20 protein-coding genes are annotated in these 22,596 nt (G+C 67.7%); 11 read left to right on the forward strand and 9 right to left on the reverse strand.

Features of this window, described 5'->3' with window-relative positions; translation table 11 throughout:
- Positions 1-49 precede the first annotated feature (49 nt).
- A complete protein-coding gene (locus SBI80_RS16525; protein ID WP_318975892.1) occupies positions 50-193 on the forward strand; it encodes a hypothetical protein in 144 nt (47 codons plus the stop codon).
- Here the strand turns inward: SBI80_RS16525 and SBI80_RS16530 are convergent.
- Positions 190-1,404, reverse strand: coding sequence for an ROK family transcriptional regulator (locus tag SBI80_RS16530; RefSeq protein ID WP_318975893.1), 1,215 nt, complete (start codon positions 1,402-1,404; stop codon positions 190-192). The two genes, SBI80_RS16525 and SBI80_RS16530, sit on opposite strands and share 4 nt — an antisense overlap.
- A 99-nt stretch (positions 1,405-1,503) precedes the next feature.
- Here SBI80_RS16530 and SBI80_RS16535 point away from each other — a divergent pair, with 99 nt between their 5' ends.
- Positions 1,504-2,919, forward strand: coding sequence for an APC family permease (locus SBI80_RS16535; RefSeq protein ID WP_318975894.1), 1,416 nt, complete (start codon positions 1,504-1,506; stop codon positions 2,917-2,919).
- Here SBI80_RS16535 and SBI80_RS16540 read toward each other — a convergent pair.
- Positions 2,916-3,803: a hypothetical protein gene (locus tag SBI80_RS16540; RefSeq protein ID WP_318975895.1), complete on the reverse strand. Its 888-nt coding sequence runs from the start codon at positions 3,801-3,803 to the stop codon at positions 2,916-2,918. The genes SBI80_RS16535 and SBI80_RS16540 overlap by 4 nt on opposite strands.
- Positions 3,804-4,140: 337 nt before the next feature.
- On the opposite strand from SBI80_RS16540, the gene SBI80_RS16545 reads away from it, so the two are divergent.
- Together SBI80_RS16545 and SBI80_RS16550 are read left to right on the forward strand one after the other, a co-directional pair.
- Entirely contained in the window at positions 4,141-6,393 is a 2,253-nt protein-coding gene (locus SBI80_RS16545; RefSeq protein ID WP_318975896.1) for a SpoIIE family protein phosphatase, read from the forward strand.
- Positions 6,394-6,416: 23 nt separating this feature from the next.
- The gene (locus SBI80_RS16550) at positions 6,417-7,976 is read left to right on the forward strand and encodes an acetolactate synthase large subunit (protein ID WP_318975897.1); all 1,560 of its coding nucleotides are present in this window, start codon (positions 6,417-6,419) and stop codon (positions 7,974-7,976) included.
- Between the two features lie 10 nt (positions 7,977-7,986).
- Here SBI80_RS16550 and SBI80_RS16555 read toward each other — a convergent pair whose 3' ends face one another.
- A complete protein-coding gene (locus SBI80_RS16555; protein ID WP_318975898.1) occupies positions 7,987-8,457 on the reverse strand; it encodes a hypothetical protein in 471 nt (156 codons plus the stop codon).
- A 205-nt stretch (positions 8,458-8,662) separates the two neighbouring features.
- Here SBI80_RS16555 and SBI80_RS16560 point away from each other — a divergent pair, with 205 nt between their 5' ends.
- The 3 genes from SBI80_RS16560 (at position 8,663) to SBI80_RS16570 (ending at position 11,172) form a co-directional block, all read left to right on the forward strand.
- Entirely contained in the window at positions 8,663-9,112 is a 450-nt protein-coding gene (locus tag SBI80_RS16560) for a hypothetical protein (protein ID WP_318975899.1), read from the forward strand.
- Between the two features lie 27 nt (positions 9,113-9,139).
- A complete protein-coding gene (locus SBI80_RS16565; protein ID WP_318975900.1) occupies positions 9,140-10,651 on the forward strand; it encodes a PE-PPE domain-containing protein in 1,512 nt (503 codons plus the stop codon).
- A 101-nt stretch (positions 10,652-10,752) separates the two neighbouring features.
- Complete coding sequence (locus SBI80_RS16570) at positions 10,753-11,172, forward strand: DUF6319 family protein (RefSeq protein WP_413232736.1); 420 nt, start codon at positions 10,753-10,755, stop codon at positions 11,170-11,172.
- Between the two features lie 92 nt (positions 11,173-11,264).
- On the opposite strand, the gene SBI80_RS16575 is transcribed toward SBI80_RS16570, so the two are convergent.
- Together SBI80_RS16575 and SBI80_RS16580 are read right to left on the reverse strand one after the other, a co-directional pair.
- Positions 11,265-12,236 carry an NAD(P)-dependent oxidoreductase gene (locus tag SBI80_RS16575; RefSeq protein WP_318976232.1) on the reverse strand — a complete coding sequence of 324 codons (972 nt, stop codon included), beginning with the start codon at positions 12,234-12,236 and terminating at the stop codon, positions 11,265-11,267.
- Complete coding sequence (locus SBI80_RS16580) at positions 12,173-12,973, reverse strand: glucose 1-dehydrogenase (protein ID WP_318975901.1); 801 nt, start codon at positions 12,971-12,973, stop codon at positions 12,173-12,175. Before SBI80_RS16580 ends, SBI80_RS16575 begins: the two co-directional genes overlap by 64 nt.
- A gap of 110 nt (positions 12,974-13,083) precedes the next feature.
- On the opposite strand from SBI80_RS16580, the gene SBI80_RS16585 reads away from it, so the two are divergent.
- The 4 genes from SBI80_RS16585 to SBI80_RS16600 all read left to right on the forward strand — a co-directional run bounded on the left by SBI80_RS16585 (position 13,084) and on the right by SBI80_RS16600 (position 18,758).
- Positions 13,084-14,895, forward strand: a complete 1,812-nt coding sequence (locus tag SBI80_RS16585; protein WP_318975902.1) for a glycoside hydrolase family 15 protein — start codon at positions 13,084-13,086, stop codon at positions 14,893-14,895.
- 333 nt (positions 14,896-15,228) lie between these two features.
- Positions 15,229-16,227, forward strand: coding sequence for a sugar ABC transporter substrate-binding protein (locus SBI80_RS16590; protein ID WP_318975903.1), 999 nt, complete (start codon positions 15,229-15,231; stop codon positions 16,225-16,227).
- Entirely contained in the window at positions 16,224-17,705 is a 1,482-nt protein-coding gene (locus SBI80_RS16595) for a sugar ABC transporter ATP-binding protein (protein ID WP_318975904.1), read from the forward strand. Before SBI80_RS16590 ends, SBI80_RS16595 begins: the two co-directional genes overlap by 4 nt.
- Before the next feature lie 114 nt (positions 17,706-17,819).
- On the forward strand, positions 17,820-18,758 hold the full coding sequence (locus SBI80_RS16600; RefSeq protein ID WP_318975905.1) for an ABC transporter permease: 939 nt from the start codon (positions 17,820-17,822) through the stop codon (positions 18,756-18,758).
- A 37-nt stretch (positions 18,759-18,795) separates the two neighbouring features.
- Here SBI80_RS16600 and SBI80_RS16605 read toward each other — a convergent pair whose 3' ends face one another.
- The 4 genes from SBI80_RS16605 to SBI80_RS16620 are packed head-to-tail and all read right to left on the reverse strand — an operon-like array spanning position 18,796 to position 22,266.
- Positions 18,796-19,584, reverse strand: a complete 789-nt coding sequence (locus SBI80_RS16605) for an SDR family NAD(P)-dependent oxidoreductase (protein WP_318975906.1) — start codon at positions 19,582-19,584, stop codon at positions 18,796-18,798.
- Positions 19,585-19,615: 31 nt separating this feature from the next.
- Positions 19,616-20,377 (reverse strand): SDR family NAD(P)-dependent oxidoreductase, encoded by a 762-nt coding sequence (locus SBI80_RS16610; protein WP_318975907.1) that lies wholly within the window; start codon positions 20,375-20,377, stop codon positions 19,616-19,618.
- Positions 20,377-21,435: a 2,3-butanediol dehydrogenase gene (locus SBI80_RS16615; RefSeq protein WP_318975908.1), complete on the reverse strand. Its 1,059-nt coding sequence runs from the start codon at positions 21,433-21,435 to the stop codon at positions 20,377-20,379. Before SBI80_RS16615 ends, SBI80_RS16610 begins: the two co-directional genes overlap by 1 nt.
- A 57-nt stretch (positions 21,436-21,492) precedes the next feature.
- Positions 21,493-22,266, reverse strand: a complete 774-nt coding sequence (locus tag SBI80_RS16620; RefSeq protein ID WP_318975909.1) for an SDR family NAD(P)-dependent oxidoreductase — start codon at positions 22,264-22,266, stop codon at positions 21,493-21,495.
- Positions 22,267-22,596 lie beyond the last annotated feature (330 nt).

Below are 22,596 nucleotides of genomic sequence, written 5' to 3' on the forward strand. Positions count from 1 at the left end.
CACCACGATCGATCCCCGGTAGACCCCGGGGTGAACTAGGAGTTGGAACGTGTCGATCTCGAACTTTCGTCATGACGTCAGACGCGCCGTGAGCCGCCGTCGGCTGTACGCCCGCATCAATGCGCTGCCGGATTCGACGGTCCGCGACGAGCTGGTGGCCATCGCGCAGCGCTACGAGACCACCGGCCGCTAAGCGCCGCTACCGGCCGACAGGCCGAGCACCCGCCGGTCGAACACCAAATCCCACGCCGTGTCCATCGCCGTGGCGATGGCGCCGACCAGGACCGCGTCGTCCCCCAGATGCCCCCCGACGATGTGGGGCACCACGGGCACCGACGCGAGGAGCTCCCGACGCATCGGCTCGGTCAGCAGGTCGGCGTTGTGGCCGATGCCGCCGGCGAGCACGATGACGCCGGGGTCCAGCACGGTGGTCACCACCGACACGACGTGGGCGAGCTTGACCGCCTCCCCCTCGACGACACGCAACGCGCGCTCGTCGCCGGCTCGCGCCGAGTCGAACACGGCCTTCGCCGTTGGCGACGGTAGGCCCGACTCACGGGCGGCAGCAACCACGGCCTGACCCGCCGCGACGACCTCGACCGGCCCGGGTCGGCGAGCCGTAGCGCCAGCCGGCACCCGGCCGAAGGGAAGGTCCGCGATTTCCCCGGCCGCACCGTGGGCGCCGCGAAATAGCTTGCCGTTGATGACGATTCCCATGCCGATGCCGGTGCCCACGGTCAGGCACGCCACCACGTCGAAGCCCCGGGCCGCGCCACGAGCGTGCTCGCCGATGGCACATAGGTTGGCGTCGTTCTCGACGATCACCTCCGAGCCGCGCGCCTCCAGCGCGGACACGAGCTCGCGCAGCAACCCCCGACGCTCCCAGCCCGGCAGGTTGGGCGCCCGGTGCACGGTGCCGGTGACCGGGTCCGGCACGCCGGGCGTGCCGACCACCGTCACGACGATGTCGCGCTCGTCCAGCCCGGCCCGTGCGACGGCTTCGCGCACCGTCCGCTCCACGGTCTGCCTCAGTGTCGCACCGGAGCGACTGCGGTTGGGTTCCTCCAACCGGGCCACGATGGTCCCGTCCAGATCGGCCACCGCCACGTGCAGCACGCGCCGGCCGACGTCGATGCCGACGATGTAACCGGCCTCCGGCGCCGTGCGGTAAACGACCGCCGACCGGCCGGGCCGCGGCGCGCTGCGACCGCTCGCGCACACCAAGCCGTGCTGCTCCAGATCCAGAAGTGCTTGCCCGACGGTCGGTTTCGACAAGCCGGTATCGAGCGCGATCTGCGGACGCGTGGCCTCGCCGTGATCGCGGAGCCGGTTGAGCACCAGCCGCTGATTCAGCGCACGCATGGCCGCTGGCGTTCCCGCCTGTGGCGCCGCCTGGTCGGCCACGTCCCCTCCGTTTCGGTCCCTGGAAAGTTTACGAACGCAATCTTCCACACTCCAGCGATCTGTGTTAAGAAACTTTACTAACGAACTCTGGAGGTCACCATGGGCACACCCGAGCAGCCCACGCTCGAACGGCGGATCGGTCCGCTGCAAGCCACCGCGATCAACATGACGCAGATGTGCGGCATCGGCCCGTTCGTCACGATCCCCGCCATGGTCGCCACGATCGGCGGTCCCGAGGCGATGTTCGGCTGGATCGTCGGCGCCGTTCTTGCGCTGGCCGACGGCCTGATCTGGGCCGAACTGGGCGCCGCGATGCCCGGTGCCGGCGGCACCTACATCTACCTGCGCGAGGCGTTCCAGTACCGCACCGGGCGGCTGATGCCGTTCCTGTTCGTATGGAGCGCCGTGCTGTTCATCCCGCTGATCATGTCGACCGGCATCATCGGGCTTGTCCAATACCTGGGCTACCTCATCCCCGGCGTGACCACAGACGCGGGAAACACGTTGCTGGGCAAGGTGATCGGCGTCGGGATCACGCTGATCATCATGGCTGCGCTGTTCCGCAAGATCGGTCAGATCGGCAAGCTCACCACCGTGCTGTTCGTGGTCATGCTCGTCGCGGTGCTCACCACCATCGTCGCGGCGTTCAGTCACTTCAGCGGTGCGCAGGCCTTCGACTACACCCCGGGCGCCTTCGCGCTCGGCGGGACGTTCTGGGCCGGGCTCGGAGCCGGCCTGATCATCGCCATCTACGACTACCTCGGGTACAACACCACCGCCTATCTCGGCGCCGAGATGCGCGACCCGGGCCGCACCATCCCGCGCTCGATCGTGTTCTCCATCCTCGGCATCATGAGCCTGTACTTCCTGTTGCAGATCGGCGTGCTGGGCTCCCTGCCGCTCGACGAGATCAAGAACTCCACCTCCGTGGCCTCCTCGGTGCTGGAGCAGGCCTGGGGATCCGGCACTGCCAAGGTCGTGACGGCGCTGATCGTCGTCGCTGCCATCGGCTCGGTGTTCGCCGGTCTGCTCGGCGGGTCCCGCGTGCCCTACGAGGCGGCGCGCGACAAGGTCTTCATGCCCGTCTTCGCCAAGCTGCACCCGAAGTTGCACCTGCCCACCGCGGGCGTGCTGGCGATGGGCGTGATCACCATCATCGGCTCGCTGTTCACCCTGACCACCATCATCAACGCGGCCGTGGCGACGCTGGTGATCATCCAGTCACTGGCGCAGGTCGCCGCGATCGTCGTGCTGCGCCGGCGCCAACCGGAGCTGGCGCGGCCGTACCGCCAGTGGCTGTACCCGGTGCCGACGATCATCGCGCTGGTCGGCTGGATCTACGTCTACGTCTCCGCGACGTGGCTGTCGATCGCGCTGTCCCTCGGCTGGATCGTCATCGGCTGCGCGGCCTTCCTGGTGTACGCCAAGGCCGAACGCACGTGGCCCTTCGGTCCCAAGGAGATCAGGGAGTCCTTCGGCACCGACGCCGTCGTGGACAGCGAGGTCCGGCCCTAGGACACTGCCAGGTCCTCGGTCTGCGACTCCACGACGGTCCGCGTTGGTGCGTTGCGCTCCCACAGCACCGCACCGACGCAGGCCGTCACGACCCAGCCCGTGCCCATCACCCCGCACCACGTCAGCAGCGCCATCGCGACGCCGATTGGGCCGAACTCGTCCCAGCCGCCGAGCAGGTGCGGGAAGAACACCCGCGCGGCCAGCGGGATGACGATGCCGTCGATCACCACCCCGGCCAGGCCGGCGAGCAGCAGGTACTTGCGGCCCCGCCCGCCGTCGCGCACGAGCAGGGCGGGCGTCACCGACCAGAACACCCACACCGGCGCGAGCGATGCCACGAATCGCACGATGCGCATCGCCGCATGGTGGTCACCGCCGAAGGCGATGCGGTCGCGCAGCGTGATCATCGTCAGATAGAGCGCGAACCACGCTGCACCCCGCCACAGCTTGCCGCCGAGACCGAACTGGGCCCGCCGCCACGCCTTGGCGAAGATGCCGGCGATCGTGATCGACATCGGAAGACCCCACGCCAGGAAGCCGGCCACCCCGAGGAAGGTCCACTGGGAGCGCAACCCCGAGGCGTGGCCGAAGGCCGCACGCACCCGGTCGGTCAACGGTGACACCAAACCGAGTTCTCGGCTGAAGACGGTGCCCGGGCTGGCGTTGTCGGCGAACCCGGTCAGGTAGCTGAACCCCATGATGATCAGCGGGATCACGGTGGTGAAGAGCTGCACGGAGACCACCGCACCCAACGTGCCGCCGTCGATCTCGCCGAAGCGGGCCACGATCGCTGCCACCGGCCGCAGCTGACGCGTCTCGGCCAACCGGCGGTACCGCTCCTCGAGCCGCCGCCGCACGTCCATGGGGTTGGGTCCTACTGTCACCTGCGCCATTGTCCGGGATCGGCCCGTCGCTGCGGGGAACGACGCGGCGGGGCCCGCGTCCCCGCCGTCACCGTCATCGCCGCGGGCGCCACGGTGATCGCCGGGCTGCCCTTCTGGCCGCATGCCCGGCGGGCGCTCCGCGTCAGCTGACCGCCGCGCCGGCGGCCTGGGAGCCGCCCAGGTTGGCAGTCCCGCGCGGACACGCGTTCGGTTCCTGGTTTGATTGACGTGACCGGGTCGCAGTTAGTTCCGAGTCGCACTGGTCCAGCAAAGGGCGAGCCCATCCGAGTCAGGAGGCTTGATTCTTGCGTGCCATGACGTCGACCGTGCCGAAGCCGTGAGCCACGACGCCCAGCAGGTGGAGAAGACCCTGCCCGCCGGCACGCCGATCGACCTGGACAATTGTGCCCGCGAGCCCATCCACATCCCGGGCAGCATTCAGCCAAGGGGCGTGCTCGCCGTCGTGCGCGAACCCGATTTCGAGGTGCGCCAGGTCAGCGTGAACGTCCTCGAGCTGCTCGGCCGTCCCGCCGAGGCGGTGCTGGGCAGGCATCTGTCGGCGCTGCTCGGCACGGACCAGGCGGCCCGCATCCAGCACGCGGCGTCCAGCTTCGGAGACCTTCGGGAACGCAATCCCCACGAGTGCGTCATCGACGTCGACGGCAGCCGGGTGGTGTTCGACGCCATCCTGCACCGCGAGCCCGGCGGCGCGCTCGTCGTCGAGCTGGAGGTCGCCCACGGCGCGAGACCGTTCTCCTTCCCGAACACCTACCAGGCGGTGCGCACCTCGGTCGAGGAACTCAACCGCGCCGACACGATCGGCGCGCTATACGACACCGCCGCCCGCACGGTGCGCAACCTCACCGGTTTCGACCGGGTGATGGTGTACCGCTACGACGAGGACTACAACGGTGAGGTCGTCGCCGAGGACAAGCGCGAGGACCTCAACTCCTTCCTCGGCCTGCACTACCCGGCCACCGACATCCCGGCCCAGGCCCGCGCATTGTACGAAAAGAGTTGGCTGCGACTGATTTCCGACGTCGACTACACGCCAGTGCCCGTGGTGCCCGCCATCGATCCCGACGTCGGCGCCCCGCTGGACCTCACCTACTCGACGTTGCGCAGCGTCTCCCCCATCCACGTCGAGTATCTGCAGAACATGGGTGTGCGGGCCTCGATGTCGATCTCCCTGCTGCGGCGCGGGCGGTTGTGGGGGTTGATCGCCTGCCATCACTACGCCGGACCGCATCTGCCGCCCTACGGCAGCCGGGCGGCCGCGGAGTTCCTCGGTTCGACGCTGTCGCTGCGCCTGGTCGACCAGGACGAGGACGACCGGTTGCGCGCCCGACTCGCCTCCCAGGCGGTGCTCGCTGCCCTGAGTGTCGCCACCCGCGACGACGGCACGCACATCGCCCAGGCACTGCTCGGGACGCCCAGCCTGCTCGACCTGGTGCCCTCCGACGGAGTGGCGGTCGCGATCGGCGGCCAATACCGGGTGCGCGGGTCGGTGCCCACTCCGGACGCGGTGGCCGCCATCGCGGCCCGGGCGCGCGGCACCACCAAGGACGTCGCGAGCAGCGACCATCTCGCCGGTGCCCTTCCCGCGCTGAATCTCGATCCGCAGGTCGCCGCGGGCGCATTGGCTCTCAACCTGCCCGACGGTCAGTACGTCATATGGTTTCGCACCCAGGTGCTGCGCTCGGTCGACTGGGGCGGGGATCCGCACAACAAGGCCATCGCGGTCAGCGAGGGTGACGACGTCCGGATCAGCCCCCGCAAGTCGTTCGAGCGCTGGCGAGAGGTCGTGGACCAGCGCAGCGAACCGTGGTCACCCGGTGAGACCGAATCCGCCGAGGCGCTGCGTCGCGATCTCGTCGAGGCGCTCTACCGGCAGACGCGCAGCGCGCTGCGGATGGCCGAGACGCTGCAGCACAGCCTTCTGCCGCAATCGATTCCGGCGTTGGATGGCTGGCAGCTCTCCGCCCACTACGAGTCGGCCGCCGGGCGCGTGGGCGGCGACTGGTATGACGCATTCCAGCTCTCCGATGGCCGGTTGATCGTGCTGCTCGGCGACGTCGCCGGGCACGGCATCACCGCGGCGGGAACCATGGCGCAGCTGCGCAACGTGCTGCGTGCGCAGCTCTTCGCCGGCGCCAACCCCGCCGAGGCGCTGACCCAGCTCAACGAATTCGCCGTTCACCTGATGCCGCGCACCTTCGCCACCGTCATCGCGGCCCGGGTCGACCTCAGTTCGGGCCACGTCGAAGCGGCGTCCGCCGGACACCTGATGCCCTACATCACCAGCGACGGGACGGCGGCCGTCGGAGCCCCGATCCGGCTCTCCGCACCGATCGGTGCAAAGGGCCGTACGCACGCACTGAGCACGTTCACCATCGAGCCGGGGAACGGGCTGGTGATGTACTCCGACGGCCTCGTCGAGCGCCGCCACGCCAGCATCGACGACGGCATGGACCGGCTGGCGGAGACGCTTGGACGCGCCGGTGACGCGGCCGCGTCCTGGATCTCGACGGCCATGGCGTCCGGTGACACCGACGACGACGTCACCATCCTCACTCTCCGGCGGCACTGAGCCTCGTCGGCGACACTGGGTCGATGAACGGCGCACGCACCCTACTGACCACCATTGCCGACCTCGGTGTCCGGGTTTGCTTCGCCAACCCCGGAACCTCGGAGATGCACTTCGTCGCGGCGCTCGACGACGTGCCTCGGATGCGCGCGGTGCTGGTGCTGTTCGAGGGGGTGGCCGCGGGAGCCGCCGACGGATACGCCCGGATGTCCGATGACCCCGCCGCGGTGCTGCTGCATCTCGGGCCCGGGTTGGGCAACGCGCTGGCCAACCTGCACAACGCCCGGCGTGCGCGAGTGCCGATGCTGGTCATCGTCGGAGACCACGCCACCCATCACAAGAAGTACGACGCCCCACTGGAATCCGACATCGACTCCGTCGCCGGCACCGTCTCCGGATGGTTGCGGCGCTCGACGCTGGTGGACGACGTCGCCGCCGACGCCGACGCCGCCATCGCCTCGGCGCGGGCACGACGACACGTCAGCACGCTGATCCTGCCGGCCGACGTGTCGTGGGGTGACGACGCGCCGCCGGCCCGGGAGCTGGCCGGGCCGATCCCCTCCTCGGCCGAAGGCGACGCGGAAGACGTTGCCGCAGTGCTGCGTTCGGGTGAGCCCACGGTGATCCTCGTCGGCGGCGACGCCACCAGGAGTGCGGGTCTGAGCGCCGCGGTCCGGCTGGGGCAGGCCCACGGGGCACGCGTGCTCTGCGAGACGTTCCCGACGCGGCTGGAACGCGGAGCGGGACTGCCGGCCGTCGAGCGGCTCGGCTACTTCGCCGAGGCAGCCGTCGCGCAGCTCGGCGGCACCCGCCACGTGGTGCTTGCCGGAGCGGCGTCGCCAGTGTCGTTCTTCGCCTATCCCGGCAAGCCGAGCGATCTGCTGCCCGACGGATGTCAGGCGCATGTGCTCGCCGGCCCCATCGGTGCGGCCGCAGCGCTCACCGAGCTGGCCGACCGACTCGCGCCCGACGAGGTCGCCGCCGTCGCGGCGCCGTCTCGACCGGTGCTGCCCTCCGGGCCTCTCGACGCCCAGTCCTGCGCCGCCGTCATCGGAGCGCTGCTGCCCGAGCACGCGATCGTCGTCGACGAGGCGAACACCTCGGGCGTGTTCCTGCCGCAGGCGACTTCGGGCGCGCCGGCACACGATTGGCTGACGCTGACCGGTGGCGCCATCGGCTACGGCTTGCCGGCCGCCACGGGTGCGGCCGTGGCCGCGCCCGATCGGCCGGTGCTGTGCCTGGAATCCGACGGGTCGGCGATGTACACCATCTCCGCACTCTGGACGCAGGCCCGCGAGCAGCTCGACGTGACCACCGTCGTGTTCGCCAACCGGGCCTACGACATCCTGCGCATCGAACTGCAGCGCGTTGGCGCCGAGTCCGGTGTGGCCGGTCCCGGCCCGGTGGCCCGGTCGCTGCTCGATCTGACCGAACCGACGCTGGACTTCGTCCGGATCGCCGAGGGCATGGGCGTCCCCGCCCGCCGCGCGAGCACCGCGGAGGAATTCGCCGATGCGCTGAAATGGGCGCTGCGCGAACCCGGTCCGCACGTGGTCGAGGCCGTGCTGCCGTCACTGGCAGGCTGATGGCCCAGCCTCAAGCGGCGCGTGGCAGGTCCTGGCCGGGCCGAGCTGCATCGTCGCGCGCGCGAACCGTTTCGGGCCGCCAGCCCACGTAGGTCAAGTAGAGGCCGATGACACCCATGATGACGTAAACGGCCGCCCACACGGCGCCCACACCGATCACCCGGTCGGCCATCGCGGCGAAGACGTGCGGGAAGGCCAGCAGAAGTATGCCGCGGGCCGCCACGAGCCAGCCGAGCAGCGAGATGATCGCCTCGGCGACACCGCCCCAGTACTGGTGGAAGGCGATGATCGCGATACCGCCCAGCAAGAGGTAGGCACCCGTGACCCAGGGCCATACCTGCGATCCGGTGAAGGCTTCCAGCAGTCCGCGCATGTCCGGAGCACGCAGGGCTACGGTCAGCGTGGCGACCGCCAGGAACGGTCCGAGCACCCGGGCGAAGGCTCGTGTGCGAGCCGGAGTCCGGTGAGAGACGACGTTCATCGTGGACCTCCTCGAATCGATCGGTGCGATACCCCAATTCGACATCGCGTCCGCGGCGATCTCTAGGGACGAAGGCCATCGGCTGGTGATGTCGCCAGGAGGCCTTGGTCCCCACGAGTCCGGACCGAAGACCCTTCGGCCGGCCGTCCCGGCCCGACACGATGAAGCAGTACGGCGGAATGACACACGGCGGAGTGGTGGGGGCATGTCGATGACGATGCACGGGCGGATCGCGACGCTGCTGGTGTCGATGGCGGCTCTCGCGGTGACATGTGCCTCCACCAGCGTCGCCGACGATCCGGTCGCCGTCGGCGCCACGTGCCCCAACGATCAGCTCGGCAACGCTGCCACCACTCCCGACGGTGCGCCGGTGCGCTGTCTGGCGACCGAGCAGGGCGGGTTCAGTTGGATGGCCGACACCGGCGCCGCGGGCACCCTCGCCGACCTGCAGAAGCAGGGTTTCACGATCACCATCGACCGCATCGGAACGGGCAACCTGTCCGACTGCAAGGTGATCGACGTCCGAAACCCCGTCACCGTCACGCAGACGACGAGAAATCCGATCGGTCCCCACACCCCCGAACCCTTGACGATCATCACCTTGAGCAAGACCATCTCCGTCTCGCTGGATTGCACCCCGAACGCCACGAGTTGACGGCCGCTCCGGACGAAGGAGGGCGCCATGCGCCAACGAGTCCCGTCCGCTGCGCTCGCACTCGGCGCGGTCGGCACCGCAATCCTGCTGGCATTCACGCCCTTCACCTCGGCGGTCGTCACGCTCGCGGCGACGGCGCTGTTCATGGGCGGGGCCGGCCACCCGCTGAGCATTCCGCAGGACACCCCGGAATACATCGGGGCCTACGTGGCGGGCGCAGACACCACGTACGTCGCGCCTTCGGGCCTGTGCGTGGGGGGCGATCCCGGGTGCGCTCGAGTCGCGGTGTACACCCCTGAACAGGTCAAGCTCGACACGGGTCTCTGGGACCTGACCTACGACGAATCGATAGCCGTCGGCCGTGCCAACCTCGACGCCTGCCTGCGTGGGATCCCCTGCACCGTCACCGAACCACCGTTCACGACGACCGGGCCACCAAGATCGCTCACCGACCATTCCCTGGTGGTGTACGGATATTCGCAGAGCGCAACGATCGCCTCGATCGAGAAGAGCGACTTGATCGCACACCCACCAACCGGGACGAGCGTGAGCCTGGTCTTGATCGGGAACCCCAACCGGCCCAACGGTGGCATCTTCGAACGCTTCGCCGGGGCATACCTCCCCATCATTGGCATTACCTTCAACGGTGCGACACAGACGAATTCGCCGCGGCCAACTCCGCTCACCACCGTCGACGTCGCCAGCCAGTACGATCCCGCTGCCGACTTTCCGATCAATCCCCTCAACCCGTTGGCCGATCTCAACGTGGCCTTCGGATTCCTCTACTTCCACCCGGAGAACGCCTACTTCGACCCCGGGACCCCCCTGCTCCAGGGGCAGTATCGAGACACGACGTACTATCTGGCGCCTGCCAAGACGCTGCCGATGCTGTTGCCGCTCAGGCAGATCCCGATCATCGGACCGACTCTCGCCGCGGTGCTGGACCCTCCGCTGCGAGTCCTCGTCGAAACCGGCTACGACCGCAGCATCAATCCGGGGCAGCCGACACCGGCCAAGTACCTCTATGCTCCCGGCCCGATCAAGACGGTCCGGGACTTCCTGACCGCGATCCCGACCGGCTGGGACGACGGGATCGCCCAGCTCACCGGCGATCCAACGAACAGGCCGTTCCACACCACCCCGCAATCCACCTACGGGGTGGGCGGACCGCCGGTCGACACCGGCGCCGTGGATCCGTACGGTCCGCCCACGCCTGCGCCGTCGGTGCAGATCTCGGCAGCAGTCGCTTCGGTCACCACCACCAGTGTCGATCGACGCAAACCAGCAGCCGCGACCGACAGATCGCGTTCGACGAATACCATTGCCGCACAACCCGATCTGAACGCGTCCCACAACCCGAATGACGATGCACCCGGCCCGGAGGCCACTCCGGCGCCGGCTCTGCATTCAGTCGCCGGACCCGATGCCCCCAAGGCTGCTCACTCCGACCCCAGTGCCGAATCGCCACCCGAGGCAACACGCAATCACGACGCGACGCCCAAGGACGGCGCCGAGGCAGGCGAACACGCAGCCGCGTGATGGGCGGCGATTTGACCGCGAACGTCGAACACGTGTTCTAATGAACTGCGGAACACCAGCCCGCTCACCGAGGACGACGTCCAGAAGGAGTTCGCGCACCGATGACCGTAGACACCCTAATCGCAGAAGACACCCTGATGGCAGAAGCCGCGCCAGCCACTACCGCGTCCCACGAACCCGCCCTTGCCGTGGTCGAGAGCGCCCCCGAGGAGACGCCCACCAAGACACGGGCCAAGAGGGGCCCCGGACGCAAGACCAAGACCCTCGAGCTGACGCTGACCGTCACCGGCACCGCCGACGGCGAGTGGCGAGCCGAACTCAAGCAGGGTTCGACCTACCTGGCGCGCGACCTGGCGATCGCTGCCGCCGCCGTCTCCCGCGCCGCCAAGGAACTCCACGAGGACCTCTCCGGACCCATCGACGAGGTGATCGAGGAGGCGCGCTCCCAGCAGGCCGCCAAGGTCGCCGCCCTGGAGGCCGAACTCGAAGCTGCGCGACGGGCCCTCGCAGGCCTGGACTGACCCCCTGGTCAGCCCCCTCGGTCGACGGCCGCGTCGATGAGAAGGGCCACCGGGCGACGGTGTGATCCCGGGTCGGAGCCACGCCGTTCCCATCAGAATCCGAAGTAGACCGCGGCCATGTCCTCGCCGCCGTGGCCAGCCTCGCTGGCCGCGTCGAAGGCGCCGCGGACCCCGTCGACCAGCACGGTCGACAACCCCGACGCGACGATCGCGGCCCTGATCAGTCCGGTGTCCTTGCGAACTCCATCGACGCTGAACTGCGGTGCGAACGACGACTCGATGATGGCGGAGCCCTTCGCCTGCAGGTAGGGCGAACCGGCGGCGGCTCCATCGAACGCGTCGAGCACCAGCTGCTGATCCAAGCCGAGGCCCTTCGCCAGGGCCAGCGACTGCCCGACGGCCGCGGCCAGGGAGGCGATCCACGCGTTGCACGCCAACTTGAGCTTCGACCCGAGGCCAAGCTCGGCGCCCACCCAGATGGTCTTGGAACCCATCGCGTCGAATGACGGCTGCACCCGCTCCCGCAGCGCGGGATCACCCGAGGCCAACACGACGAGCTTGCCCTGTTCGGCGGGTCCCTTGGTGCCCAGCACCGGGCAGTCCAGGAAGGCCACACCGTGCTTGGCGGCGATCGCTGCGGTTGCTGCCGCACCGTCGAGACCGACGGTGGCGCACTGGACGAAGACCGCATCCGCCTTCATCGCCGGCAGCACCGACGCCATCACCTCGAGCGTCGCCGCCGCGTCGAACAACATCGCCACCACCACGTCGGCTGCTGCGACCGCGGCAACGGGATCGGATGCGACTTCTGCGCCGTCCGCGGCCAGCGGCTGCGATCGCTCCGCGGTTCGGTTCCACACCGCGACCTCGATGCCCTCGCGCAGCATCGACCGCGCCATTCCGGCGCCCATGGCACCCGTACCCAGAACCGTCACTCGCATGGACGCCATTGTGCCGCTTCGTCGGTGACCGATGGTCTCAGCCGGGTCCGCGGGGTTGATCAGAGTCCGACGCTGCCCTGCATGATGCCGCCGTCGATCACGACGGTGGTCGCGGTCATGTATCGGGCGCGCCCCGAGGCGAGGAGGACGACCACGTCGGCGATCTCCGACGGCTGCGCCATCCGCCCCAAGGGGATGGCCGCGTCGAGCGCCTTCAGCTTCTCCGGATCGTCCTCGGTCGAGGCGTTGATCGGCGTGGCCACCGCACCGGGAGCGATGTTGAGCACCTGGATGCCATGGTGGCCGAGTTCCACTCCCGCGGTACGGGTCAGCATCCTGACCCCACCCTTGGCCACGCAGTAGGCAATGTTGCCGGGCATTGGCCAATCCTCGTGGACCGACGACATGTTCACCACCAGGCCACCCCCGCCCTGGGCGATGAATTGCTTGGCTGCCAATTGAGTTCCGAAGAAGGCACTCTTCAGGTTCACCGCGACCACCTTCTCGAAGTCGGCTTCGGCGGTGTCCAACAGCGAGGTCCTGGTCTCGATGCCGGCGTTGTTGACGAAGACGTCCAGACGTCCGTAGGTGTCGACCGCCTTCTGAACCATTCGCACGAGGTCCGCCGGCTTGGAGACGTCCGCATCGATGGCGACCGCGTGCCCGCCCGCTGCCTCGACCTTGGCGAGTAGCGCGGCCGTCTCGTCGGGATGGGCCACGTAGTCGACGACGACGTTGGCACCTTCGGCAGCCGCCGCGATCACGATGGCCTCGCCGATCCCGCTGTTGCCGCCCGTCACGACGATCGTCTTGTCCTGCAACGACACGGTGTACTCCCGACGTCGAACTGAGATGGTCAACGTGGGAGGTTGCCCCAACATCACGGCGCCAAACTCGATACCCCACAGTGGAATACGTTCACAGCTGGCGATCAGGTTCGCCGCTGCCGCTTCGATGGCATGATCGAGTGATGCCCCGGATCGAGGACTACGCCCTGCTCGGCGATCTGCAGGCCGCGGCGATGGTGAGCACCGCCGGTTCCATCGATTGGCTGTGCCTGCCCCGATTCGACTCACCGGCGTGCTTCGCCGCGCTGCTGGACACCGAGGACGCCGGGCACTGGACGGTGGCGCCCGTGGGATCCGACACATGCACGAGCCGGCGGTACGTCGACGACACTGTCGTTCTGGAGTCCGAGTGGGTCACCGCCGACGGCACGGTGCGGGTGATCGACTTCATGCCTCCGCGCGGTCACGCGCCCGACGTGGTGCGCATCGTCGAAGGGGTTCGCGGCGCGGTCGCGATGCGGTCGGTTCTCAAGCTGCGGTTCGAATACGGCCGGGTGGTGCCGTGGGTGCGCAACCACGGCGGTCAGATCGAGGCGCTTGCCGGCCCCAACCGGGTCAGGCTGCGCACGCCAGTGCCCAGCGAGGGCTACGAGATGAGCACGGTGTCCGAGTTCACCGTGCGTGCTGGTGATCGGGTGCCGTTCGTACTGACGTGGAGTCCCAGCCACCAGCCCAGTCCGAAACCCGTCGATGCCGAACGAGCGCTACGTGACACTCTGGCGTTCTGGACACGTTGGTCGGCGCAGGGACATCCGGTCCACGGACCGTATCGCGATGCCATCAAGCGGTCCCTGCTGACCCTCAAGGCACTGACCTACGAACCCACCGGCGGCATCGTAGCCGCACCGACCACGTCGCTGCCGGAAAGCATTGGCGGAAGTCGCAATTGGGACTACCGATACTGTTGGCTACGGGACTCGACCTATACGCTGCAAGCCCTGCTCGCGGCCGGTTACCTCGCCGAGGCCAAGGCTTGGCGCGAATGGCTGCTGCGCGCCGTTGCCGGCGAGCCCGCCGACCTGAAGATCATGTACGCGCTGGACGGCACCCGCTACATTCCCGAGGCCGAGTTGCCCTGGCTGGCCGGGTACGAGAACTCCCGTCCCGTCCGGACGGGCAACGCCGCATCGGATCAGCTGCAGCTCGACGTCTGGGGCGAGACCCTCGACGGGCTGGCCCTGGCCCGCAATGCCGGGATCAGTCATCACGATCACGCCTGGGATCTTCAGGTGGCCCTGATGGAGCACCTCGAGGGAGCGTGGGATCAACCGGACAACGGGTTGTGGGAGATGCGAGGCGCACGAAGGCATTTCACCCATTCGAAGGTGTTTTCGTGGGTCGGTGCGAACCGGATGGCCGCGGCCGTACGTGCCCATCCAGATCTGGACGGCCCCGCCGATCGGTGGGAGATGCTGGCCGACACCATCCACGCGGACGTCCTCGCCAATGGGTACGACCCCGACCGCAACACCTTCACGCAGTCCTACGGTGCTCCCGGGCTGGACGCCTCGCTCCTGTTGATTCCGCGGGTGGGCTTCTTGCCTCCGAATGACCCACGGGTACTGGGCACGATAAGTGCCATCGAGCGCGACCTCACCGAGGACGGGTTGGTCAAGCGTTACGACACCGGTGACTCCGACGACGGGCTCTCCGGCGGTGAGGGGCTGTTCCTCGCGTGCTCGTTCTGGCTCGTCGACGCCCTGAACCTGGCCGGGGAGCGCGTCCGGGCCACCAGGTTGTTCGAGCGGTTGCTCGCCCTGCGCAACGACGTCGGGCTGCTCAGCGAGGAGTGGGATCCCGAGGTGGGACGCCAGGTGGGCAACGCCCCGCAGGCGTTCAGTCACTTCCCCCTGGTCACCAGTGCCATGCAACTCCACACTGGGCGAGGGCACCACAGCAGCGACCCCATCACCATGCCCAGCAATGGATCTTGAGCGCCACGGTCGCACGCTGCGGCGGTGAGGGATGGGTTGAGTCAGCCCTGGCTTCAGTGACACTGCACATCAGCGCACCAGGGAATGCGATCTCCCCGCAGTCGGAGCCCTCCGGCGTGCTGTGGCATCAGCTCACACGTGGCGCTGACGTGCAGAGATAGTCTGCGTCGCGACCACGCCGTCCTCCGTCAAAGTGGGTCCGGCGTCACACTGGGATTGTATAGTGACGATTGACACACTGTTCATCGTGAACCTAGGCTGGCGACGGCAGCCGGCCGCCTGCGACGACACGCTCCTCCGCCGGCCTCGAATCGTCCACTAGGAGATGACCGCATGACGAACCTGATGGGCCCACTGACCGCGGGCGCGCTGAGTCTGGCGTGCGTGGCCAGCCTGACCGCCTGTAACCGTGACTCCAGCGAGTCCGCGACGACCGTCGGATACAGCACCTATACGGTGTCCAACCCCTTCTTCGCGGGCATGCAGAAGGGACTCGACGCCGGCAGCGCCCAACACGGCTACCAGATGGTGACGACCAACGCCAATGGTGAACCAAGCCAACAGGTTAGCGACATCGAGAACCTCCTGAACCGCGGCGCCCAGTACCTCCTGCTCACGCCCGCAGACGGGAAGGCCGTCACCCCGGCCCTGAATGCCGCCAAGGCAAAGAACGTTCCGGTCATCTCGATCGCCGACTCGGTCGAGGCGGACATCACCTCGACAGTGAATCTGGACAACGTCGCGGCAGGCCAGACGGCCGCCCAGCAGATCGTCCAGTTTCTCGAGACCGTGAACGGCGGGCCCCGCGGCAACGTCGTCAACATCACCGGAATCATCGGCACCCCTTCGGCTTCCGACCGCAACAAGGGCTTCCTCGACGAAATGGGCAAGCATCCCGACATCAAGATCGTGGCCACCCAGGACGGCGGTTACGACACGGAGAAGTCCAACGCGGCGATGAACGACATCCTGCAGGCCAATCCGAGGATCGACGCGGTGTTCAACGGCAACGACGCCGAAGCGGTGGGCGTCAGCGCGGCGATCGAGGCTGCGGGACGCTTCAGGCCGGTGGGTACGCCCGGGCACATCTACGTGATCGGGGTCGACGGCTCCAAGCCGGCGATTGCCAACGTCCGCGCCGGCATCCAAGACGCGTCGGTGAGCCAGAATCCAATCAAGATGGCAGAGAAGGCGATCGAGCTCGTCGCCGACCTCCAGGCGGGCAAGCAGGTTCCCAAGAACGTGGTGTACCCGGCTCAGCTCATCACGAAGGCCAACATCGACTCACCTGAGGTCAAGGCGTATGGCATTTGGGCAGATGAGGTGCAATGAGCTCCGCGGAGCTGACGCTGGAATCGCTCACCAAGTCCTACGGCGGCGTGCACGCCCTCGCCGACGTGACCGTCACGCTGCAGCCCGGCAGCGTGGTTGCGCTGGCCGGTGAGAACGGCGCGGGCAAGTCGACGTTGATCAAGATCCTCGCGGGTGCCGTAGCCGCCGATCGCGGGCGGGTGCTACTCGACGGCGCCGAGTTGCCCGCCGACCCCAGACGGGTCATCGAGGCCGGCATCAGTGTCATCTATCAGGAGTTGACCGACATCCCCGACATGTCCGTCGTGGACAACGTCATGCTGGGCCGCCCTCTGCACACCGCGAACGTGACGAACCGGCGCGGTAACCGGCGCGCCGCCCGCGACGCGCTGGCCCGGGTCGGCCTCACCGACCTCGATGTGACGCGGCCCGTCCGGTCGCTGACACTCGCCCAACGCCAACTCGTCGAGATCGCCAGATGCCTTGCGCGCGAGGCACGTGTCCTGGTGTTCGACGAGCCCACCTCGGCACTGCCGGAACACGATGTCAAGAACCTGCATGCACTGATCGGACGGCTCAAGCACGACGGACTGACCATCGTCTACGTCAGTCACCACCTCGACGAACTGTTCGCGATCGCGGATCGGATCTGCGTGTTGCGCGACGGGCGACTCGTCGACGACCGACCGATCACCGAATGGACCGAGAGATCGCTCATCACGGCGATGCTCGCCAAGGATCTGGAGCAGGCCTACCCCTTCGAGGTTCGGGATCTCGGCGACGTCCGCCTGACGGCGACCGACCTTAGCGCGCCCGGCATTCGCGACGCCACCGTGACCGCGCGGGCCGGCGAGATCGTCGGCCTCGTCGGTCTGGCGGGGGCGGGACGCACTGAGTTGATGAAGGCGATCGCCGGGATCAACGACGCATCCGGAGGCACCATCGAGCGTGACGGCACGCCACTGCGGACCGGCAGCATCGTGGCGGCCAAGAAGCGTGGCATCGTCTACTCGCCGGAGGATCGGAAGACCGAGGGCGTCATCCTGGACAAGAGCATCCAGGACAACATGATCTACGGCCTCTACGGTCGCGTCTCCCGCTACGGGATTCGGATGCCCGCCGCGCAGCGCGCGTTCGCCGCGGCGGCCATGAAGCGGTTCGGGGTCAAGGCGGAGTCACCCGCGACGGCGGTCGGGATGCTGTCTGGCGGGAATCAGCAGAAGGTCGTGCTCGCCCGCGCCGCGGCGGGCCAGCCCGCCGTCATGCTTCTCGACGACCCCACCCGCGGGGTCGACGTCGGCGCGAAATCCGGAATCTACCGTCAGATCATCGAACTCGCGAAGACCGGTGTCGCCGTGCTGCTGACGAGTTCGGACACCGACGAGGTGCTGGCGATGGCCGACCGCGTCTACGTCCTGCGCGCGGGACGACTCGTTGGCGAAGTCGCCCGCGCCGATTACGACCGTGAACGCATCCTCCACCTCGCCGCGGCGGGCTAAGCGAAAGCGACAAGACGCACCATGACTACGACGACCACCGGAAAGTCGCCTGCGAGCGAGGGGCACACGGCGCCAGACGATCGACGAACGAACGGGATCGACACCCTCCGACGAATGGCGAAGAGCCCGCTGTTCCCCATCGTCACGGCCCTCGTCGTCGCGTGCGTCGTCATGTTCATCCTGACGCCGAAGTTCCTCACCACGTCGAACTTCACGAACATCTTGACGCAGTCGTCGATCGTCGGAATCGCCGCTGTGGGAGCCACTTTCATCATCATCACCGGAGGCATCGACCTCTCGGTCGGCTCCAACATCGCGCTGTCGGGGATGCTCGCGGCGACCCTGGTGAGTGGCGGGTTGAACGGCGTACTCGGAGTCCTCCTCACGATCGTGGTCGCCGTCCTCATCGGCGGGCTCAACGGGTTCTCGGTCACGGTGCTGCGTCTCGCCCCGTTCATCGTCACCCTCGCCGTGCTCGGCATGGGTCGCGGCTTGACGTTGCAGATCAGCGGTGGCCAGAGTGTCTACGATCTGCCGGCCTCGTTCACCTGGCTGGGCGGCGGCACGCTGCTCGGGCTGCCCGTCCCCGTGATCACCACCGTGCTGATGTTCGCCATCGGGTACTTCGTGCTGAGCCGCACCACGTTCGGTCACCAGGTGTACGCCGTCGGTGGGAACCGGGAGGCGGCACGCCTGGCCGGCATCCGCGATCGCCGCGTGCTGTTCCTGGTCTACGCCATCGCCGGCGTATGCGCAGGGATCGCGGCGATCACCCTTGTCGGCCGACTCGGATCCGCCACGCCCACTGCGGCAACTGGATTGGAGCTCCAGGTGATCGCCGCAGTGGTGATCGGCGGCACCAGCCTCTTCGGCGGCAAGGGGAGCCTGACCGGAACCTTCGTCGGCGTGCTGCTGATTGGCGTGATCAACAACGGGCTGACCCTGCTCGACGTCAGCCCCTTCTGGGTGCAGTTCATGCAGGGGGCACTGATCTTCATCGCCGTGCTGCTGGACTCCTACAACTCCCGCCGGCTGTCGAGGGGCAAGCGTTGATCGTCACCGCTGGAATTCCCACCCCGCCGGCAACGGCCTACACCAGCACCATTCCCCCGTCGATGGCCATCACCTGTCCGGTGATGAAGTCACTGTCCGAGCTGGCGAGGAACACCGCGGTCGGAACGATGTCCTCCACGGTCGCGGCGCGGCCGAGGAGTGCTCCCGAGGCGAACGCCGCGAAGGCATCGCCCTCCTTCTCCGCCGCGTTGATGTCGACCATGTCCTTGTCAAGCTGTGCCCACAAAGGGGTATCCACCACGCCCGGTGAGAATCCGTTGACCGTGATGTGATGGCCCGCAAGGGCCCGCGCCCCTGCCTGGATGATGGCCACCACCGCGAACTTGCTCGCGCAGTAGGGGACGAATTCGGCGTACCCCTGGCGCGACGCGATCGACGCGGTGTTGACGATCTTGCCACCGCCGCCCTGTTCGATCATCTGCTTGGCGGCCTCCTGCGTGCCGATCAGGACGCCCAGGGCGTTGACGTTCATCACCAGGTTCCAATTCTCCTCGGTGACGTCGAGGAACTGCATGGGCTTGTTGAGGCCGGCATTGTTGAACATCACGTCCAGGCGCCCGAATTCGCGAACCGTCTCGGCGATTGCGGCGCGCACGTCGCCGCGCTGGGTGACGTCCATCGCGACGCTGAGTGCCGAGAGACCGTCGTCGCGAAGCGCCGCGGCCACGGCATCGGCGGCGGCGGCGTTGATGTCACCGACGGCGACGTTCGCGCCCTCGCTGGCGAGGGCACGCGCGATGCCGGCGCCCATTCCCTGACCAGCGCCGGTGACGAGTACCGTTCGGCCCGTTACGCGTTCGACCATCTCTCAATGCTCCTGTCGTGTTCTGGGGTCACTAGTGGAAGACGACGCCGCCGTTGACGTCCAGGGACGCCCCGGTGACGTATGACGCCTCGGGAGACGCCAGCCACACCAGGGCGTCGGCGATCGCCGATGGAGGGCCCGCGATCTTGAGTGGGATCTTCGCCCATTCGATGTCCCTCATCTCCTCGAACGTGATTCTCCGCTCGGCGGCTTCGGTGTGCAGGGCTGCACGGTGCATCGTGGTATCGATGTTGCCCGGGCAGACCGTGTTCACGCGGATGTCGGGTGCCAGCTCCTCGGCCAACGCCTGCGCGAAGACGATGACGGCGGCCTTCGAGGCGCAGTAGGACGAGAAATAGGCATGCCCCGAACGGCCCCACCACGACGAGATGAAGGTGATGGTGCCGTCGTCGCGCGACAGCAGCGGGATCAACGAGCGGGTCAGCAGGAACGGCCCGGTCAGGTTGACGTCCAGCACCTTTCGGAACTCCGCGGGATCCAACTCGGTCACTGCGGCCGCGTTCTGAACGACGCCTGCGACCAGCGCCAGCGTGTTCAACGTGCCGTGGGTGGCGCCAACCTCCGCGGCCAATGCGCTGACGCTGCGTTCATCGGTGATGTCCGTGACCGAGGTCGTGACGCGCGCGGCGTCGACGCCGAGGTCCTCGGGCAGTTGGTGGACGGCGTCCACCGCGTCGACTGCCACCACGTCGTATCCCTTGTCCAGGAAGGCCTGGACGGAGGCGCGGCCGATGCCACCCGCGGCTCCCGTCACCAGCGCAATGGAACTCATCAGACCTCCACCAGGATCTTTTGCGCGTCGCCCCGGGGGTCGAGCAGCCGGTCGAAACCACGCTCGACGATGTCGGCCACCGGCACCACGTCGCTGACCGCCTTCTCCACCGGGAACCGGCCCGACGCCACCAGCGCGATGATCCGCGGCCAGTCCGTCACCGGGTAGCACCACGTACCGATCAGGCTCAGATCCCGGTTGGACAGGTTCATCGGATCGATGAAGGCCGGTTTGATGTGCAACCCGACCTGCGTGACGGTGCCGTGCGAGCGTACGGCGTTCAAGGCGGCGTTCAGGCCGGGCTCCGAGCCCGAGCATTCCGCCGCCACGTCGACACCGACTCCGCCCGTCAGGTCCCTCACCGCCGAGGTGACGTCGTCGGTGGTGGGGTCCAGAATCGTCGCGATGCCGAAGGACGCGGCCAGTGCCCGACGTTTCGGATTGGGTTCGGAGATGATGACCTCCGAGGCGCCGCCCGCGTGGGCATAGAGCGCGGACAGTGCGCCGATGGGTCCTGCGCCGGTGATCAGGATCGTGTCGCCCGTCCGGAACCCGGTTCGGTCGACACCGTAGGCAGCGACCGCCGAAGGTTCGATGAGGGCCCCTTGCTTGTCGCTGACCGCGTCGGGCAGCACGCTTACCTGGCTGGCGTTGAGCACCAGCTGTTCGGCGATCCCGCCGCCGTCGAAGCTGAGACCCACGCAAGCCATCCGAGTGCAGAGATGGTTGAGCCCACGCCGACAGAAGTAGCATTCGCCGCAGAACACCAACGGCTGCACGGACACTCGGTCGCCCACGGCAACCGAGGAAACGTCGTCGGCCACCTCGAGAACACGGGCGGACAGCTCGTGTCCGAGTACCTGCGGCGCCGATGATCCGGTGAGCGGATGCGGCGAGGTGGGGATGACGATCGGTCCGGCGAGATACTCGTGCAGGTCGGTTCCGCAGATTCCGCACAGGATGGGGCGCAGCCGCACCTGGCCCCGCTTGAGCGGGCCGGGCTCCTGCACGTCCTCGACCCGGATGTCATGCTCGTCGTAGAAAATGGCGGCGCGCATTTCGATTCTCCCTCTTCCTATTTCAATCGGATTGAACGTGTGGCGAAGCGGCCGGCCTCAGACACTGGTGATGCCGCCGTCGATCACGACCGCCGAACCGGTCTGGTAGGCCACGTCCCCCCGCAGCAGGAACAGCACGGTTTCGGCGATCTCTCGGGTCGTGGCATACCGGCCAATGGGAGTTCCCTCCTCGAAACGGCGCCGTTCCCATTCAGGGTCGTCGGGGTTGACGAGCGCCTCGGAGCGACGCATCAGCGGAGTCTCGATGGGACCCGGGCACAGGCAATTGATCCTGACGCCGTGGGCCGCCATCTCACTGGCCGCGCTGCGGGTCAGTCCAAGGACGGCGTGCTTGGTGACGGCGTAGTCGGATCGGTTCGGTGCGAACTTCAGGCTGAGGATCGACCCCGTGTTCACCACAGCGCCAGCGCCTTCGGCCTTCATGTGAGGCAGGACGGCCTGCAGCCCCCAGAACATGCTGTTGAGGTTGACGTCGATGGCGCGCAGCCAGTCGGCGGGATTGGTGTCGACTATCGACTCGTGAACGCCCTCGACGCCTGCATTGTTGAAGAACAACGCCGGTGCGCCATGCTCGGCGGTGGCTGCCTCGACGTACCCGAAGACCTGCGCCCGGTCGGCGACGTCGGCGCGATGCGGCACGACGGACGTCGCCGCCTCGTTCGCCGTGGCCTTTGCTGCGTCGCCATCGATGTCGACGGCCAACACCTTGGCGCCCACGGCGGCCAACGCGAGCGTCACTGCCTTGCCGATGCCACTGCCCGCGCCGGTCACGATCGCGGACCGTCCTTCGAAGGACCATTCACCGGTCATTGCTTGGCCTCCTACTCATAGTTCACGCGCCCGCCGCTACACCCCGGGTGTTCGGTGTCGATGGACATTCTGGTAATTCGTCTAGGTAGCTGTCCACGGTGCCGGACACCGTCGCACCCGACCTGGATTTCGCTGGCAGACCCGTGATGCTCCAGGTCAGGCTTCAATTGCGAACTCCTGGCCCCTCGAACGACGAGGAAGGGATGGTGGCTGCTGCGACGAGCGTCACACTCGTACTGATTCATGACACTAAACACCCGTTACGACGGTGTCAACCAAATGCAGGAAGGTGTCGGACGATCGGAGGTGGAATCCGCCAGTCATCCATCG

Origin of the sequence: Mycolicibacterium sichuanense, assembly GCF_033741125.1 — a bacterium.
Lineage (GTDB): Bacteria > Actinomycetota > Actinomycetes > Mycobacteriales > Mycobacteriaceae > Mycobacterium.